The organism is Hydrogenophaga sp. (assembly GCF_036675665.1).
Lineage (GTDB): Bacteria > Pseudomonadota > Gammaproteobacteria > Burkholderiales > Burkholderiaceae_C > Hydrogenophaga.
Map to the genome: position 1 here is coordinate 1 of NZ_JAKFEO010000038.1, position 17142 is coordinate 17142.

The following is a 17142-nucleotide window of genomic DNA, read 5'->3' on the forward strand; positions in this document are numbered from 1 at the left end:
CTGCTCACGGCGCTGCCGCTGGATATCAGCTGAGCGAGGTCATCAGCAACCTCGCGCAAGGCACGAAGTCGTATTTCGACAGCCTCACCACCTACGCGCTCGAGCAGCTGTACGGGCCTGATCTCCCGGCCGCCGCACCCGGCGGTGCACCGAAAGATCCAGAGGCCCGGAAAGCGACATTCATGGAGGCCTTGCGCCAGGCCGGGATCACGAAGGATCAGGCGACGAACGTCGTCACGGTGTGGACGGCGAGCGGTATTCCATTGAACACCTACGCAGCCCCCATCGTCTACAACTCGGCGTTCGAGTTCCGTGAGGAAGACAAAATCGCAAGCCGCGCCAGTCATTCAACCGTCATTGATTTCCAGATGGAGAATGGCGAAAGGATGATTCTCAAATGTTTTCCGCCAACTTCCGAAATGAACTACCACATCATCGAGGACGTGGCGGGCATCGATGCTCAACACCCGCGGCTGGAGGCTCGCTGCCTGCTCGCCAGCCACATTGCGCACGACATCCTCGGCTGGGACATCCTGCCGAAAGCCTCCATGGGGTACTTCAGCGGAAGAGCATGCCTCATGACGCCGCGCATTGAAGGGATGAGCCTGCTCAAGAAGCTGAGGAACAACGTGGTGCTGGAGCAGGTTTTCTTCGGCTCGATTCGCGATGGAATCGTCCACATGGATGAATGGGGTGATCACTTCGGGCCGGAATTCAAGCAAAACTACCTGCGTCTGTCGTTGTTCAACAACCTGGTTGCCGATTCCGATCGGCATTACAACCAGTTCCTCAGCAATGCCAAAGGCAGGCAACCCGCCTTCCTCAAAGGCTTCGATTGGGATTTGTCGTTTGGAAGCAAGATGACCACCGATGTCATCAGCATCAATCCCGTGACCCGTCAGCGCTGGGCACTCTGGCCTCACGCCATTCCGCAGGCCATTTGCGATGAATTTGGCAAGGTCAATGAGGCCAATCTGAGGGAGGCAGCAACCCTGTTTGAAATGACCGAGGGTGAAGTGGCCGCCTTGATTTCCCGATTCAATCTGATCAAGAAGAAGCTGGCTGTGATCAAGAAGAGCTGAGCCAAGGCGCGCCCGATGCGGTTCGCGTCGGGCGCGCATTTGCGCGATCACACGCAAGGCGGTGTTTTCAAGCGTTCAACAAAGGGGGTCTTCCGTGGAATTCATGGCCAACACCACATCTCAGGCATCCACCGGGGCCGACGGGACCGCGTCCACGGCCTTCAACTGGCAAAACCCGGTGTTTCCGCTGCCCAGCGCGCGCTCGCGCGCGGCGAACGCGGACCGCCTGCCCGGCGTGCTGCATTCGCACCGCCCGCGCTGGACGCCTGGCAAACACGCGCGCATCCTGGCCCAGATCAAGGGCACGCGCACCGACCTCAATCCCACATTTCCCCGGCCGGCGGCGGTACCGCAAGCTGCCGTCCTGGCGCATACGGTGTATCAACTGAGCGAGGTCATCAGCAACCTCGCGCAAGGCTCGAAATCCTATTTCGACAGCCTGACCACCCAAGCGCTCGAGCAGCTCTACAGCCCACTTCCCGCTCCGGCAACGACGGGTGCTGCACAAGATCAAGGCCAGCAAAAAGCAGCGTTCATTGAACACCTCGGCAGTGCCATGTTCAGCAAAGATGAGGCAGCGAATGTGGTCGTGGCGTGGACGGCGAACAGTATCCCCTTGAACGCTTACACCGCACCCAGGAATTACAGGGAAAATTTCGACTTCTACGTGGGTGAAAAATTCGAAAAAGGTGTCAGTGGTGCAATGGTTGTTGGGTTCACCACAGACAAGGGAGAAAAGTTGATCATCAAATGCTTTCCCCCTGCCTCTGAATCGGACGCGGCTTTTGCGCAGAAGATCAGTCTGACGACGGGCATTGATGCTCAAAATCCCAAGTGGGAAGCACGTTGCTTGCTGGCAAATCTGATAGCCCATGACATCTTGGGCTGGGATATTGTCCCGAAAACCTGGATGGGGTATTTTGGTGGAAGAGCATGCCTTGTCATGGAACGCATTGCAGGCATCAACTTTCACAAGAAGGTGACAAACGATATCCAGCTGACACAGCTCTACACAAGTTCCATCCGGGATGGGGTAATTCATATGGACGAATTGGGAATCTGCTTCAAGCCCGAATTCAAGAATGATTACATCCGGCTGTCACTGTTCAGCATGCTCATAGGAGATGTTGATCGTCACTACGGTCAATTCCTGACCAATGCTCAAGGCAACCGGCCCAGTTTTTTGAAAGGCATCGATTGGGATTTCACGTTTGGAAGCAGAATTACAAATGATGTGCTTGCTTACAGGACCGAGAATCAACGTCGACTGCCCTGGCCCGACCCCATTCCACAGACCATTTGCGATGAATTTGGCAAGGTCAGTGAAGACGATCTGAGAAAAGCGGCAGCCACATTCGAGTTGTCCGACGAAGAAGTGGCTGCCTTGATGTTGCGGTTCGATCTGATCAAGAAGAAGCTGGCGACCAGCAAGAAAATCTGATCAAGGGGATGCAAGCAGATCGCGCGCCTGCGCGGGCCACGCAGGAGGCTGGCTACTGTCTGGCGGCGCCCCACAGCTGCTGCAAACGTGCGTCGCGTCCGCAGCTCGTGCGGTAGAACTTGTAGCGGATCGGGTTCTTCAGGTAGTAGTCCTGGTGATAGTCCTCGGCCGCGTAGAACGGCCCGGCCGCCACGATCTCGGTGACGATCGGCTCCTTGAACGGCTTGCTCTTCTCGAGCGCGGCCAACGAGCGTTTCGCCGAGTCCATCTGCGCCGCGTCGTGCGTGAAGATTGCCGTGCGGTAGGGGTTGCCGGCGTCGCAGAACTGGCGGTCTTTCGTGGTGGGGTCGATGGTGCGCCAGAACTTCTCCACCAGGGTGGCGTAGCTCACTTTGGCCGGGTCGAACACGATCTCCACCGCCTCGGCGTGGCCCGTGCTGCCGCGGGACACCTGCTGGTAGGTGGGGTTGGCCACCGTGCCGCCGATGTAACCCGAGGTGGTCGAGACCACGCCGGGCACCTTGTCGAAATCCGCCTCCACACACCAGAAGCAGCCACCGGCAAACGTGGCCTTGGCGGTGACGGGCGTCGTTTGGGCCTGTGCAACGCCAGCGGACAGCAGCGCCGACGTCAGCAGGGGCAGGATGCCCAGCCAGCGCGCGTTCATGCGGCCGCCTTGAAGGTGAGCGCCACGCCGTTGTTGCAGTAGCGCTTGCCGCTGGGCTTGGGGCCGTCGTTGAACACGTGGCCTTGGTGGCCATCACAACGCACGCAGTGGTATTCGGTGCGGGGGAAGATCGCCTTGAAATCGGTCTTGGTGCCCAGCGCACCTGGCAGCGGCGTGTGAAAGCTCGGCCAGCCGGTGCCGCTCTCGTACTTGGTGTCGGACGAGAACAGCGGCAGATCGCAGCCGGCGCAGTGGTAGATGCCCGCGCGCTTCTCTGCATTGAGCGGACTGCTGCCCGCCCGCTCGGTGCCTTCTTCCCGCAACACCTCGAACTGGGCCGGTGTCAGGCGCTTCTTCCACTCGGCCTCGCTGAGCTTCCAGGGGTCGGTGGCGGCCACGGCCTTGGCCGCGGTGGCGGCGGCCTGCGAGCCCAGGCCGAGCAGTGTCAGCAGTTTCATGGTCTGGCGGCGGTTGAGGCTGGGAGAGGTGTTCATGAGCATGAGTCGACCACAGCCGGCATTCCTTACACGGCCCCGCGGGCAATTGGAGCAAGGGCCTGGTTACGTCTGCGCCATGCGCAGCCGGCGCGCCGCGTCTTCATCGCGCGCGTCGTCGATCTCGCGCATCACGCTGCCCAGGTCCACCGCGCCTGGTGCGCGTTCGTAGCGGCCACTCAGCACGGTCTCGTTGCTCAGCAGGCCGCTCTGATACAGGCTCCAGATCTCGGGGCCGAACTGCGTCTTCAGCAACTCGGGCGCGAACTGGCCGAAGAAGTCGCGCAGGTTGGCCACATCGCGCAGCAGCATGCGTTGGGCATGGTTGTTGCCGGCGGCGTCCACCGCCTGCGGCAGGTCGATGATCACGGGGAAGTCGTCGGTGTTGTCTTCGCCCGAGTGTGCCAGCAGGATGTTGAACTCCGACAGGTCCCCGTGCACCACACCCGCGCACAGCATGCGCACCACCTCGCCCACCAGCGTGCCGTGGTGCTGGCGGGCCTGCTCGGGCGTGAAGCTCACGTCGTTGAGCCGGGGTGCCGCGTCGCCGTGCGCATCGGTCACCAGCTCCATCAACAACACACCTTCGGAGAAGTTGAAGGGCTGCGGCACCCGCACGCCCGCGGCGGCCAGCCGGTAGAGCGCGTCCACCTCGGCGCTTTGCCACGCGGCCTCTTGCGACTCGCGGCCGAACCGGGTGCCCTTGGCCATGGCGCGCGCCTGACGGGAGTTCTTCACCTTGCGGTTTTCGGTGTAGTCCACCGCCTGACGAAAGCTGCGGTTGTTCGCTTCCTTGTAGATCTTGGCGCAGCGGGTATCGGTGCCACAGCGAACCACGTACACCATGGCTTCCTTGCCGCTCATGAGCTGGCGCACCACGGTGTCGATGAGACCCTCTTCAACGAGGGATTGCAGTCGGGGAGGAGCTTTCATCGGGCCATTTTGCGCCCGGGCCACACAAGGGCTTCAAAGTGGCTTCAACACGAACGCGATCACCAGGCCCTCCTGTGTCACCGTGATGGGGCCGGGTTGCATGCCCATTGCATCGGCCATGCGCAGGTCTTGCGGCTTCAGCCGGTGCAGCACCACCTCCCGCAGTGATTGCTCGGCCAGCGCGGGGCCATAGGCGTTGAGCAACTCCACCACGCTCGGCTGCAGGGTGGGGAAGCGCAGACGGTCGATGCGCAGCTGGTGCGCGCGCAGCGTGCGGTCGCTCGCCTCATAGCGCAGTGCAAAGTCCAGGTCGAAGCTGCCCCGGTGGCTGCGGTTGAGCGCCGGGCCGACGGCCTCCACCACCATCTCGGCACGCAGGCGGTTCTGCTCGGGCAACAAGCTCAGGCGCGGCGGCTGGAGATCCAGGTTCAGCAGCCCCTGCACCGGGTAGCGCATGGGAAAGCGCTCTGCCACCGAGCGCTGCAGCACGTCGGCCGACACGGTGTAGCCAGGGGTCTTGGAGGGCCGGTCCTCGGCATCGACCGGCTGAGCCCATGCCAGTCGGCCCAGGGTGGTGCACAACGCGGCTGAAAAAAGGAATCTGCGGCGCATAGGCATGTATCGAGTCGATCGCGCGCCGCACGTTCAGGGAGAATGGTCTCTATTTGTAGAAGACCTCGACCTTGCCCTTGAGCTGAATGAGCAGCGGCTGACCCTTGCGGTCCACCGTCTTGCCCGAAGGCACCTTCACCCAGCCTTCGCTGATGCAGTACTCGGACACGTCGAAACGCTCCTTGTCGTTGAAGCGGATGCCGATGTCGTGCTCGAACACGGCGGCCACATGGTGTGGGCTGCGGGCGTCGATGGAAAGGCGGTCGGGCAGGGGAGGCGTGGTGGGGGTGGATTCGCTCATGGCTGGATTGTCGGCCAGAACGTGGAAAGGACCGTTGCGTGCCGTTTGTCACTTCACTTTCCCGCGAAAGGGTCGATCTCCTGTGACCATGAAACTACAGCACAAGGCCTGGGCATTGATCCTCGCAGCCGTCGCCGTGTGCGCGGGCGGCGGCATGCTGGGCGCTCGCTACCTCGTGCAGGACTCGTTCGCCCGACTGGAGGTCGAACACGCGACGCGCGAGGGTGAACGCGCCAAGCGTGTGTTCGCCCAGCAGGTGCAGGCCTTGAGGGCCACCACCCAGGACTACGCCTACTGGATCGATGCGGTGAACTTTGTTCAAGGCAAGCAGCCCGAGTTCATGTCGGAAAACTTCGAAACCGACAACATGGGGTACCTGCGCATCTCGGAGGTGCTGGTGTTCGACGCCCGCGGTCGCGTGCTGGCCACGGTGAAGCGCGAAAGAGAAGCGCGACTGTCCGAGCTGGCAGCCGAACGCATCGCGCCCCTGCGCGAGCTGGCCCAACTCGTGTTGGCGGATCAAAACCCCAAGGCAGTCCTTCAGACCCTGCGACTGGCCGATGGCGGGCTGGAAATCGTGATCGCAGCCGGTATTCGTCCGCCCAACCAGACCGGTGGGGTGGTGCAGGGGGTCATGGTCATGGTGCGTCGTTTTGACGAAGCGGAGGTCCATCTCCTGGCCGACGTTCTGATGATGCCGGCGCGCTTGTCGTTCGAGACGCCGGGTCACTCGAATGAGTCCATTCACGTGCAGCGGGGGAAGGCCGGATTGGACGATCTGCATGTCTTGCTGGAAGACCACCAGGGTCTTCCCGTGGCAGAACTGGTCCTCGGGCTGGATCGCCACCTGCAGGAGCAGGGCCAGGCGCTGAACCGGCAGGGCATGATGGCGGTCGCCCTGACGGCGTTGATGGCCAGCCTGCTGCTGGTGCTCATCCTCGACCGGTTTCTGCTCAAACGGCTTCAGCGCCTCTGCACCGACATTGAAGTCATCACCCGCGACGGCCCCACGTCGGCACCGCCCGTGCTCGTGCAGGGGCGTGACGAGATCAGTTCACTCGCATCGGTCGTCAATCAGCTGTTGCAGCGTGTGCGGTCGGATGCGCAAGAGCAGCGGCGTTCCTTCGAGAGGCAGGAGGCCATTCAGGCGCAGCTGATGCAGAGCCAGAAATCCGAGGCACTCGGTCGGCTGGCCGGTGGCATTGCTCACGACATCAACAATTCGCTGGCGGCTGTGACGGGCTGGGTGCGGCTCACGATCGAGGATCTCGAAGAGAAGCATCCCGGCCATGAATCGCTGGGACAAGCGTTGAAGGCCACGAAGTACGCCGACGGTCTGATACGCCAGTTGCTGGCATTTGGCCGCAAGACAGCGCCCAAACTGCAGCGGCTGCACCTGAGGAACCTGGTGGAAGACACGCGCCGGCTCGTGAGCGCCGGTCTGACGCGCGAGTGCGAGATCGTCGCGATCCATCGCGTGGATCCAGACGTCGTTGAAGGCGACCCGACGCAATTGCAGCAAGTGCTGGTGAATCTGCTGATCAACGCATCGGACGCGATGGAGGGCAAGGGCCGGATCGAGATCACCATCGACGAGATCTTTCTTCCGCTCGGGGGGGATGAGACCCCGCCGCCGGGCATTGCCCAACTGGGCGAAGGGCGCTTCCTGACGATAGTGGTGCGGGACTTCGGCCCCGGGATGGCGCCCGATGTGGTCGACCGGGTGTTCGAACCCTTCTTCACCACCAAGAGCGTGGGGCGCGGAACCGGGCTGGGACTATCGGTTGCACAGGGCATCGTGGCGCATCACGGCGGCCACATTGGCCTGTCCAGCGTGGTGGGAGAGGGGACCCATTTCTGCCTGTACCTGCCGGCCAGTGCCGACGACGCATCCGCTTCTCCCCCCGCAACGGTCCCCGACCCTGAGAAGCGCAGGCGTGAACTGCTGTTCGTCGACGACGACCAACTGGTGCGCCAATCGTGGAGCGCATTGCTGGAGCGCATGGGCTGGAACGTGACGCGGGCCCGGGACGGCGAAGAGGCCTGGAGCTACCTGGTGCAGTCCGCCCAGCGTTGGGACGTCGTGCTCACCGATCTGTCGATGCCGCGGCTCGACGGTGTGGGCCTGGGTCAACGCATACGCTCGATGGACCAGCCGCCGCCGGTGGTCTTGCTGAGCGGCAATCTGGACGAGGCAGACGAGCAGCACCTGAAGGCCTTGTTTGCCGTTGTGCTGCGCAAACCGGTCGAAGCCGGCGATCTCGATCGTGTGCTCAATGACGTGGTCCGGTGTGCACCCCGCTAGGATGTTGCTTCCTTTCACCCGTTGAGTAACAGGAGCTCACCATGGAAACACAGGAACTGCACCGGGGTCGGCTGATCGACCACATCCAGCTCGTCGTGAAGGACCTCGCGGCCAGCCAGGCGTTTTATGAAGCCGTGTTCAAGGTCCTCAAGGTGCCGATGGGCGGCGCCGGCGAGGGTTATTTCTGGGCCGACGAACTCTTCGTCTCCACAGCCGAGAGCGAAGCCGCGAACGGCGCACTCACCGGACGCCATCACCTGGCCTTTCAGGCGCAGGACCGGGCCATGGTCGATGCCTTCCACAAGGCCGCACTGGGCGCTGGCGGCAAGGACAACGGTGCACCGGGTGAACGCAAGTACCACCCGGGCTATTACGCCGCCTTCGTCATCGATCCCGACGGCAACAACATCGAGGCCGTGTTCCACGGCGAGGCACGGCGCAGCGCGCCGTCGGTCAAGGTGACGTTCTGAGGACTCAGTCCTCCAGCACCCGCACCTTCACGCTCTTGCCCTTGATGCGCCCGTCGTTGAGGCGGCTGGCCACCTGCTGGGCGATGTCGCGGTCCACCGCCACATAGGTCGACCACTCGTTCACGTTGATCTTGCCGACCTGTTCACGGGTGTAGCCCAGGTCGGCGGTGAGGGCGCCCAGCACGTCACCGGGGCGGATCTTCTCCTTGCGCCCGCCCTGGATGTGCAGCGTGACCATGGGTGGCACCAGCGGGCCTTTGCCGGTGGGCACGAGTTCGCTCAGCGGGTGCCACGTCGATTCTCGGCCTTGCAGCTGCTCGATCTTGCCCACGCTGCCCATCTCGTCCATGCTGACCAGGTTGAGCGCCAGGCCGCTTTCGCCCGCACGGCCGGTGCGGCCGATGCGGTGGATGTGCACCTCGGCGTCTGGCGTCACGTCCACGTTGATCACGGCGGCCAGGCTGGTGATGTCCAGGCCGCGCGCGGCCACGTCGGTGGCCACCAGGACCGAACAGCTGCGGTTGGCAAAGCGCACCAGCACCTGGTCGCGCTCGCGCTGCTCCAGTTCGCCGAACAGCGCCAATGCGCTGATGCCCTGGGCCTGCAGCACGGCCACGAGGTCTCGGCATTGCGCCTTGGTGTTGCAGAAGGCCAGCGTGCTGGCCGGGCGAAAGTGGGCCAGCAGCTTGCTGACCGCGTCCAGGCGTTCGGTGTCCTTCACCTCGTACCAGCGCTGTTCGATCTGCGCGCCCGCGTGCTGTGCCTCCACCTTCACCGTGACCGGTTCACGCATGAACTGCGCGCTCAGCTTGGCGATGCCTTCGGGGTAGGTGGCGGAAAACAGCAGCGTCTGTCGCGTCTTGGGGCACTGTTTGGCCACGGTCACGATGTCGTCGAAGAAGCCCATGTCGAGCATGCGGTCGGCCTCGTCGAGCACCAGGGTGTTGAGCGCGTCCAGTGGCAGGCTGCCGCGCTCCAGGTGGTCCATGATGCGGCCCGGCGTGCCCACCACGATGTGCGCGCCGTGCTCCAGCGTGGCCAGTTGCCCGCGCAGCGGTACGCCGCCGCACAGCGTGACGACCTTGATGTTGTCCTCGGCGCGCGCCAGGCGCCGGATCTCGGTGGTCACCTGGTCGGCCAGTTCGCGCGTGGGGCACAGCACCAGGGTCTGCACGGCGAAGCGGCGCGCGTTCAAGTTGGCCAGCAGGGTGAGGGCAAACGCGGCCGTCTTGCCGCTGCCGGTCTTGGCCTGGGCAATGATGTCCTTGCCCAGCAACGCCGGTGGCAATGCCGCGGCCTGGATCGGCGTCATTTCCAGGTAGCCGAGCTGCTCCAGGTTGGCCAGCGTGGCGGGGGAGAGGGGGAGCGTGCTGAAAGCGGTCGGGGGTGCGGAAGTCATCCCCGATTATCGGGGGTCAGGCCTGGTGCATGGCGGTCAACTCGGCGTCGCTGAACCCCGCCGCCCGTCGCGCCGGCTCGTTGAACGGGGGCTTCAGGCGTGGCGCCGAGTGCTCGCGCGCCAACCGGCGGTAGTGCGCCAGGGGCTCAATGCCCTGCCGCTCACACAGCCAGCCGTACCAGCGGTTGCCCACCGCCACGTGGCCGATCTCGTCGCGCAGGATCACGTCGAGGATCTCCACGGCGCGCAGCGCCGCGGGCGTGCCCACCTTGCGCAGGCGTGCCTGCATGGGCGGCGTGGCGTCCAGGCCGCGGGCTTCCATGGTGCGTGGCACCAGCGCCATGCGCGCAGTCACGTCATGCTGCGTTCGCACGCACATTTCCCACAGGCTGTTGTGCGCCGCAAAGTCGCCGTAGTCATGGCCCTGGCTCCGCAGGTGCGCGCGCAGCAAGCCGAAGTGGATGGCTTCTTCGTGGGCCACGCGAAGCCAGTCGGTGTAGTACTCGGCGGGCATGTCGGGGAAGCGCCAGACGGCATCCAGGGCGAGATCGATCGCGTTGAATTCGATGTGCGCCACCGCGTGCAGCAGCATCGCGAAGCCTTCGGGCGTGAACGCCGAGCGTTGGGGCACGTCGACCGGTGCAATGAGCACGGGCCGCGCTGGCCGCCCGGGCAGGGATCGGGTGGTGTCGGGCGTGAGGTGCTCGGCTGGGTCCAACAGTGTTCTGCCTGCTTGCAGGGCCTCGAAGAGCGCGTGGGTGGCCGCCACCTTCTGGCCTGGCTCGCTGGTGCACAGCGCCTGCAGGGCCCCTGCGCGCAGAGAAGCGGAAGGAGGCTGCGACAGGTCGGCGGGGGCTTGCATCCCTACAATTCTAGGTTTCGCCAACGGAGACAACAGACATGGCCCTTTACGAACTCGACGGTACCGCTCCCCGCGTGGCCGAATCGGCCTGGGTGGCCGACAACGCACAGGTCATCGGCAACGTGGTGCTGGGTGAAGACAGCAGCGTGTGGTTCGGCGTCACGGTGCGTGGCGACACCGAAACCATCACGATCGGCCGCGGCAGCAATGTCCAGGACGGCAGCGTGCTGCACGCCGACGTGGGGCTGCCGCTGAACATCGGCGAAAACGTGACGGTGGGCCACCAGGTGATGCTGCACGGCTGCACCATCGGCGACGGTTCGCTGATCGGCATTGGCGCGGTGGTGCTCAACGGTGCGAAGATCGGCAAACACTGCCTGGTGGGCGCCGGCTCGCTGGTGACCGAAGGCAAGGAGTTCCCGGACGGCACCATGATCCTGGGCAGTCCCGCGCGCGTGGCCAAGACGCTGTCGCCCGAGCAGATCGAAGGCCTGCGCATGAGTGCGAAGCATTACACCGACAACGCTGCGCGTTTTCGCAAGACCTTGAAAAAGATCGGCTGACCCCGATCTGCCACGATTGCGTTTTTTCGAACGATCCCTGAAAGCCCCCGTTTGTCCGAACTCCACAAATTCGTCTTTGAAGGCATGCCCGTGCGCGGCATGCTGGTGCGCCTGACCGACGCCTGGCAGGAGATCCTGCAGCGCCACCGCGATGGCGGCGGTTACCCCACGGCCGTGACCGAACTGCTGGGCGAAATGACGGCCGCGGCCACGCTGATGCAGGCCAACATCAAGTTCAATGGCGCGCTCATCATGCAGATCATGGGCGACGGGCCGGTGAAGCTGGCCGTGGCCGAGGTGCAGCCCGACCTCACCCTGCGCGCCACCGCCACCGTCATGGGTGACGTGGCCCCGGACGCGGCGCTGTCGCACATGGTCAACGTGACCAACCAGGGTCGCTGCGCCATCACGCTCGACCCCAAGGACCGTCTGCCCGGCCAACAGCCCTACCAGGGCGTGGTGCCTTTGTATGGCGACCAGCGCGAGAAGCTGGAGAAACTCAGCGAGGTGATCGAGCACTACATGCTGCAGAGCGAGCAGCTCGACACGCGGCTGGTGCTCGCGGCCAACGAACACGTGGCTGCTGGCCTGCTGATCCAGCGCTTGCCGCTGCAGGGCAGTGGCAACCTCGCAGGCCAGTCGGGCGCGCGTGACGAAGACCAGATCGGCCTGAACGAGGACTACAACCGCATCGCCATTCTGGCGTCCAGCCTCAAACGTGAAGAGCTGCTGACGCTGGACGCCGACACGATCCTGCACCGCCTGTTCTGGGAGGAGGACGTGCGCCGATTCGAACCCCTGACGGGCGAGGACGGCCCGCGCTTTGCCTGCACCTGCTCGCGCGAGCGCGTGGGCAACATGCTGCGCAGCCTGGGTCGCGACGAGATCGATTCCATCCTGAGCGAGCAGGGTCAGGTGGAGGTGGGCTGCGAGTTTTGTGGTGCGCAATACCGGTTTGATCCGGTGGATGCGGCGCAGGTGTTTCTGCAACCGGCCATTCAGCCGCCGGCCAGCGACCAGACACACTGATCCGGCCGTTCAGGCCGGATGCCGCGACCCCCATCCGCTGAACAGCTTGCGCTCGCATTCGGGGTCGCTGCAGTTCTCGCAGGTCCATCGGCCCGTGCCGGCTTCCAGCAGCGGGTCGTGTGCCACCAGCGGGCGCCTCAGCAACACACCCACTGCTTTGAGCGCGTGCTGCAGCCGAGCGTCTGCGCCGCCATAGATGGTCTGGAACGGGATGCCGGCCGACTGCAGTTCGCGCCGCAGCACAGCATCGATATCGGCCCGCATGCCGGGTCCTTCGCGGAACAGGCCGTCGGCCTGCCAGGGCAAGTCCAGGCCCATGAGCAGCGAGAGGTCGAGCCGCTTCTGCGCCACCAGCGAGGCGGGCAGCAGCGAGGGGTCGTTGAACACGCGCTCGCTGTACGCCGCGACCACCAGCGCCGTGGTGTCGGCCACCACCACCTGCACGCCACTCTGCGCTGCGGAGTCGATGAGCCGGATGTGTTCGTCGGCGATGGCCGCCTGCTCGTGCGCCATCGGAGCACGGCCTTCGCGTTCACACCACGCGCGCAGGTGCTCGGGCACGAACGTGGTCGGCACGTTCAGGGTGTTGAGGTGGTCGGTGAGGGCCAGGCCCAGCGTGGTCTTGCCGCTGGACTCGCCGCCGAGCAGCGCCACCGTGACGGCCGCCATGGCGTCAGCGCTTGTTCTGCGCGATCTGCACGAAGATTTCGTTGGGCTTGACCATGCCCAGTTCCGCGCGGGCGAGTTCCTCGACCATGTCCAGGCCCTCCTGCAGGTCGCGCACCTCACTCACCAGCTGGTCATTGCGCTGTTGCGCATCGCGATTGGCCAGTTCCTGCGCAACCAGCTGCTGCTTCATGCTCGTCACCTTGGGCACGCTGCCCCGCCCGAACCACAGCTGGGCGTGCAGCACCAGCAGCAGCGCGATCAGCAGGGCAGGGATGAAGCGATTGGCCATGACGTGGGATTGTTACCGAAGCGGCCGGCCGCAGCGCAGGGCCGCCCCAAGCAAGGCCAGCCCCCTTGGGGGGCAGCGACCCGCGAAGCGGCGGAGCGTGGGGGCCATGTTCAGCGCAGGTTGTAGAAGGCGGCGCGGCCCGGGTACACGGCCACTTCACCCAGGTCTTCCTCGATGCGCAGCAACTGGTTGTACTTGGCCATGCGGTCCGAGCGCGAGAGCGAACCGGTCTTGATCTGGCCGGCGTTGGTGCCCACGGCGATGTCGGCGATGGTGCTGTCTTCGGTCTCGCCCGAGCGGTGCGAGATGACGGCGGTGTAGCCCGCGCGCTTGGCCATTTCGATGGCGGCGAAGGTTTCGGTCAGCGTGCCGATCTGGTTGATCTTGATCAGGATCGAGTTGCCGATGCGCTTGTCGATGCCTTCCTTCAGGATCTTGGTGTTGGTGACGAACAGGTCGTCGCCCACCAGCTGCACCTTGGCGCCCAGGCGCTCGGTCAGCACCTTCCAGCCGTCCCAGTCGCCCTCGGCCATGCCGTCTTCGATGCTGATGATGGGGTACTTGTCGACCCAGGTCGCCAGCATGTTGGTCCAGTCTTCGGCTGAGAGGACAAGGCCTTCGGCCTCCAGATGGTATTTGCCGTCCTTGTAGAACTCGCTCGCTGCGCAATCGAGTCCCAGGGCGATCTGCTCGCCGGCGGTGTAGCCGGCGTTGCTGATGGCTTCCAGGATCATCTGGATCGCGGCTTCGTGGTTGGCCACGTTGGGGGCAAAGCCACCTTCGTCGCCCACGGCGATGCTCATGCCCTTGTCGTGGATGATTTTCTTGAGCGCGTGGAACACCTCGGCGCCCCAGCGCACGGCTTCGCGAAAGCTGGGCGCGCCCACGGGAATGATCATCAGTTCCTGCAGGTCGAGGTTGTTGTTGGCGTGCGCGCCACCGTTGACCACGTTCATCATCGGCACGGGCATCTGCACCGCGCTCATGCCGCCGAAATAGCGGTAGAGCGGCAGGCCGGCTTCTTCAGCGGCGGCGCGCGCCACGGCCATGGAGACAGCCAGCATCGCGTTGGCGCCCAGGCGGCCCTTGTTGTCGGTGCCGTCGAGGTCGATCAGCGTCTTGTCCAGAAAGGCCTGCTCGGAGGCGTCAAGGCCCAGCACGGCTTCGGAGATTTCGGTGTTGATGTGCTCCACGGCCTTGAGCACGCCCTTGCCGAGGTAACGGTTCTTGTCGCCGTCGCGCAGTTCGATCGCTTCGCGCGAGCCGGTGGATGCGCCCGAGGGCACGGCCGCGCGCCCCATCACGCCGCTCTCCAGCAGCACGTCGCATTCGACGGTGGGATTGCCGCGGCTGTCCAGGATTTCGCGGCCAACGATGTCAACGATTGCACTCATGGGTTCAATACCTTTGGGTCAGGAACAAGGAAAGGGAAATCAGGCGTTGAAGTGGTCTTCGAGAAAACCGTTCTTCTTCGTCACCGCGTCCAGCGCCAGCAGCGTTTCCAGCAGCGCCTTCATGTGTTTGAGCGGAACGGCGTTGGGGCCGTCGCTCATGGCCTTGGCGGGGTCGGGATGGGTTTCCATGAAGAGGCCGGCCACGCCCACGGCCACGGCCGCGCGCGCCAGCACCGGCACCATCTCGCGCTGGCCGCCGCTGCTGGTGCCTTGCCCGCCGGGCAACTGCACGCTGTGCGTGGCGTCGAACACCACCGGCGCACCGGTCTCCCGCATGATCGAGAGCGAACGCATGTCGCTCACGAGGTTGTTGTAGCCGAAGCTCGCGCCGCGTTCGCAGGCCATGAAGTTGTCTTCATTCAGGCCGGCTTCTTTCGCTGCCGCGCGTGCCTTGTCGATCACGTTCTTCATGTCGTGCGGCGCGAGGAACTGGCCCTTCTTGATGTTCACCGGTTTGCCGCTCTGCGCCACGGCGCGGATGAAATCGGTCTGGCGGCACAGGAAGGCGGGCGTCTGCAGCACGTCGACCACGCGCGAGGCGTCGGCGATGTCGTCTTCGCTGTGCACGTCGGTGAGCACCGGCACGCCGAGTTCGCGCTTGACCTTGGCCAGGATCTCCAGGCCCTTGTCGCGGCCCGGGCCGCGGTAGCTGGTGCCGCTGCTGCGGTTGGCCTTGTCGAAGCTGCTCTTGAAGATGAAGGGAATGCCCAGGCTGCCGGTGATCTCCTTGAGCTGTCCGGCCACGTCCATCTGCAGTTGCTCGGACTCGATCACGCAGGGACCGGCGATCAGGAAGAAGGGCTGGTCCAGCCCGATGTCAAAGCCGCAAAGTTTCATGGTGGGCATTCGATCAGGCGGTGGCCACAGCGTCGGCCGTCTGACCCTGCTGGGTGAGCGCGGCCTTCACATAGGCGTTGAACAACGGGTGCCCGGCCCACGGGGTGGACTTGAACTCGGGGTGGAACTGCACGCCGACATACCAGGGGTGCACGCTCTGGGGCAGCTCCACCATTTCGGTGAGCTGCTCGCGCTGGGTGAGCGCCGAGATCACCAGGCCGGCCTTGCGCAGCTGGTCGAGGTAGTTCACGTTGGCCTCATACCGGTGGCGGTGGCGCTCGGTGACCACCGGACCGTAGATCTGGTGGGCCAGGGTGCCGGGGGCCACGTCGGAGCTTTGCGCGCCCAGACGCATGGTGCCGCCCAGGTCGGAGTTGGCGTCGCGCTGCTTGATGCTGCCGTCGGCGTCTTTCCACTCGGTGATGAGCGCAATGACGGGGTGCGGCGTGTCGGCCTCGAACTCGGTGCTGTTGGCGTCTTTCAGGCCAGCCACGTGGCGTGCGTACTCGATGGTGGCCACCTGCATGCCCAGGCAGATGCCCAGGTAAGGCACCTTGTTCTCGCGGGCGAAACGCGCCGCGCAGATCTTGCCTTCGATGCCGCGCTTGCCGAAGCCGCCGGGCACCAGGATGGCGTCGAAGCGGCCCAGCACCTTGGCCACGTTGACCGGGTTGAGGGTTTCCGAGTCGATGTAGTCGATCTGCACCTTGGCGTGGTTCTTCATGCCGGCGTGGCGCAGCGCTTCGTTGAGCGACTTGTAGCTGTCCGACAGGTCGACGTATTTGCCGACCATGGCGATGTGCACCGTGGACTTGGGGTGCTCCACCTCGTAGACCAGATCGTCCCAGCGCTTGAGGCTGGCGGGCGGCGTGTTCAGGCGCAGCTTGTCGCAGATGAGGCCGTCCAGGCCCTGCTCGTGCAGGATGCGTGGCACCTTGTAGATGGTGTCCACGTCCCACATGGAGATCACGCCCCACTCGGGCACGTTGCTGAACAGGCTGATCTTGGCGCGCTCTTCGTCGGGGATGCGGCGGTCGGCTCGGCAGAGCAGGGCGTCGGCCTGGATGCCGATGGCGCGCAGTTCCTTGGCGGTGTGCTGCGTGGGCTTGGTTTTCAGCTCGCCGGCGGCGGCGATCCAGGGCACATAGCTCAGGTGCACGAAGGCCGAGTTGTTCGGGCCCATGCGCAGGCTCATCTGGCGCACGGCTTCCAGGAAGGGCAGCGACTCGATGTCGCCCACGGTGCCACCGATTTCGACGATGGCCACGTCCACCGCATCGGGCGTGCCGATGCCGGCGCCGCGCTGGATGAACTCTTGAATCTCGTTGGTCACGTGCGGGATCACCTGCACGGTCTTGCCGAGGTAGTCGCCCCGGCGTTCCTTCTCCAGCACCGACTGGTAGATCTTGCCGGTGGTGAAGTTGTTGGTCTTCTTCATGCGCGTTTCGATGAAACGCTCGTAGTGGCCCAGGTCCAGGTCGGTTTCGGCGCCGTCGTCGGTGACGAAGACCTCGCCGTGCTGGAAGGGGGACATGGTGCCCGGATCCACGTTGATGTACGGGTCGAGCTTGATGAGGGTGACTTTGAGGCCGCGGGACTCAAGAATCGCGGCCAGGGATGCGGAGGCTATGCCTTTGCCCAGAGAGGACACCACACCGCCGGTGACGAACACAAATTTGGTCATGTCTCGGGCGAGCCAGATGCTCGCAGGAGGTGGAAATGGCGATTATAAATG

Annotated in this window: 18 protein-coding genes; 6 read left to right on the top strand and 12 right to left on the bottom strand. The window is 64.3% G+C overall.

The window, feature by feature from the left end:
- Both V6M63_RS15620 and V6M63_RS15625 read left to right on the top strand, forming a co-directional pair.
- Nucleotides 1–1082 (top strand): hypothetical protein (locus tag V6M63_RS15620; RefSeq protein WP_332743369.1); only part of this gene is annotated, 1082 nt, incomplete at its 5' end.
- A gap of 94 nt (nucleotides 1083–1176) precedes the next feature.
- A complete protein-coding gene (locus V6M63_RS15625) occupies nucleotides 1177–2523 on the top strand; it encodes a hypothetical protein (protein ID WP_332743371.1) in 1347 nt (448 codons plus the stop codon).
- A gap of 52 nt (nucleotides 2524–2575) precedes the next feature.
- Here the strand turns inward: V6M63_RS15625 and msrA are convergent, their stop codons facing one another.
- From msrA to V6M63_RS15650, 5 genes are all read right to left on the bottom strand, one after another.
- On the bottom strand, nucleotides 2576–3190 hold the full coding sequence (gene msrA / locus V6M63_RS15630; RefSeq protein ID WP_332743373.1) for a peptide-methionine (S)-S-oxide reductase MsrA: 615 nt from the start codon (nucleotides 3188–3190) through the stop codon (nucleotides 2576–2578).
- Nucleotides 3187–3648, bottom strand: coding sequence for a peptide-methionine (R)-S-oxide reductase MsrB (gene msrB, locus V6M63_RS15635; RefSeq protein WP_332743422.1), 462 nt, complete (start codon nucleotides 3646–3648; stop codon nucleotides 3187–3189). Before msrB ends, msrA begins: the two co-directional genes overlap by 4 nt.
- Before the next feature lie 102 nt (nucleotides 3649–3750).
- The gene (locus V6M63_RS15640; RefSeq protein ID WP_332743375.1) at nucleotides 3751–4617 is read right to left on the bottom strand and encodes a PA4780 family RIO1-like protein kinase; all 867 of its coding nucleotides are present in this window, start codon (nucleotides 4615–4617) and stop codon (nucleotides 3751–3753) included.
- 33 nt (nucleotides 4618–4650) lie between these two features.
- Nucleotides 4651–5229 carry a DUF1439 domain-containing protein gene (locus tag V6M63_RS15645; protein ID WP_442909601.1) on the bottom strand — a complete coding sequence of 193 codons (579 nt, stop codon included), beginning with the start codon at nucleotides 5227–5229 and terminating at the stop codon, nucleotides 4651–4653.
- A gap of 49 nt (nucleotides 5230–5278) precedes the next feature.
- Nucleotides 5279–5530 (bottom strand): DUF3297 family protein, encoded by a 252-nt coding sequence (locus V6M63_RS15650; RefSeq protein ID WP_332743379.1) that lies wholly within the window; start codon nucleotides 5528–5530, stop codon nucleotides 5279–5281.
- An 88-nt stretch (nucleotides 5531–5618) separates the two neighbouring features.
- On the opposite strand from V6M63_RS15650, the gene V6M63_RS15655 reads away from it, so the two are divergent.
- On the top strand, nucleotides 5619–7835 hold the full coding sequence (locus V6M63_RS15655; RefSeq protein WP_332743380.1) for an ATP-binding protein: 2217 nt from the start codon (nucleotides 5619–5621) through the stop codon (nucleotides 7833–7835).
- A gap of 41 nt (nucleotides 7836–7876) precedes the next feature.
- The gene (locus V6M63_RS15660) at nucleotides 7877–8305 is read left to right on the top strand and encodes a VOC family protein (protein ID WP_332743381.1); all 429 of its coding nucleotides are present in this window, start codon (nucleotides 7877–7879) and stop codon (nucleotides 8303–8305) included.
- Between the two features lie 4 nt (nucleotides 8306–8309).
- On the opposite strand, the gene dbpA is transcribed toward V6M63_RS15660, so the two are convergent.
- Nucleotides 8310–9704, bottom strand: coding sequence for an ATP-dependent RNA helicase DbpA (dbpA, locus tag V6M63_RS15665; protein WP_332743382.1), 1395 nt, complete (start codon nucleotides 9702–9704; stop codon nucleotides 8310–8312).
- A gap of 16 nt (nucleotides 9705–9720) precedes the next feature.
- Entirely contained in the window at nucleotides 9721–10566 is an 846-nt protein-coding gene (locus V6M63_RS15670; protein WP_332743383.1) for a ferritin-like domain-containing protein, read from the bottom strand.
- Between the two features lie 38 nt (nucleotides 10567–10604).
- On the opposite strand from V6M63_RS15670, the gene V6M63_RS15675 reads away from it, so the two are divergent.
- Both V6M63_RS15675 and hslO read left to right on the top strand, forming a co-directional pair.
- Nucleotides 10605–11129 carry a gamma carbonic anhydrase family protein gene (locus tag V6M63_RS15675; RefSeq protein ID WP_332743384.1) on the top strand — a complete coding sequence of 175 codons (525 nt, stop codon included), beginning with the start codon at nucleotides 10605–10607 and terminating at the stop codon, nucleotides 11127–11129.
- 51 nt (nucleotides 11130–11180) lie between these two features.
- Nucleotides 11181–12158: an Hsp33 family molecular chaperone HslO gene (hslO, locus tag V6M63_RS15680; protein WP_332743385.1), complete on the top strand. Its 978-nt coding sequence runs from the start codon at nucleotides 11181–11183 to the stop codon at nucleotides 12156–12158.
- Between the two features lie 9 nt (nucleotides 12159–12167).
- Here the strand turns inward: hslO and V6M63_RS15685 are convergent, their stop codons facing one another.
- The 5 genes from V6M63_RS15685 to V6M63_RS15705 form a co-directional block, all read right to left on the bottom strand.
- The gene (locus tag V6M63_RS15685) at nucleotides 12168–12827 is read right to left on the bottom strand and encodes an ATP-binding protein (protein ID WP_332743386.1); all 660 of its coding nucleotides are present in this window, start codon (nucleotides 12825–12827) and stop codon (nucleotides 12168–12170) included.
- A 4-nt stretch (nucleotides 12828–12831) separates the two neighbouring features.
- Nucleotides 12832–13116, bottom strand: coding sequence for a septum formation initiator family protein (locus tag V6M63_RS15690; RefSeq protein WP_332743388.1), 285 nt, complete (start codon nucleotides 13114–13116; stop codon nucleotides 12832–12834).
- A gap of 110 nt (nucleotides 13117–13226) precedes the next feature.
- Nucleotides 13227–14510: a phosphopyruvate hydratase gene (eno, locus tag V6M63_RS15695; RefSeq protein ID WP_332743390.1), complete on the bottom strand. Its 1284-nt coding sequence runs from the start codon at nucleotides 14508–14510 to the stop codon at nucleotides 13227–13229.
- 39 nt (nucleotides 14511–14549) lie between these two features.
- Nucleotides 14550–15407, bottom strand: a complete 858-nt coding sequence (gene kdsA / locus V6M63_RS15700; protein ID WP_332743392.1) for a 3-deoxy-8-phosphooctulonate synthase — start codon at nucleotides 15405–15407, stop codon at nucleotides 14550–14552.
- A 13-nt stretch (nucleotides 15408–15420) separates the two neighbouring features.
- Complete coding sequence (locus V6M63_RS15705; RefSeq protein ID WP_332743394.1) at nucleotides 15421–17091, bottom strand: CTP synthase; 1671 nt, start codon at nucleotides 17089–17091, stop codon at nucleotides 15421–15423.
- Between the last annotated feature and the right edge of the window lie 51 nt (nucleotides 17092–17142).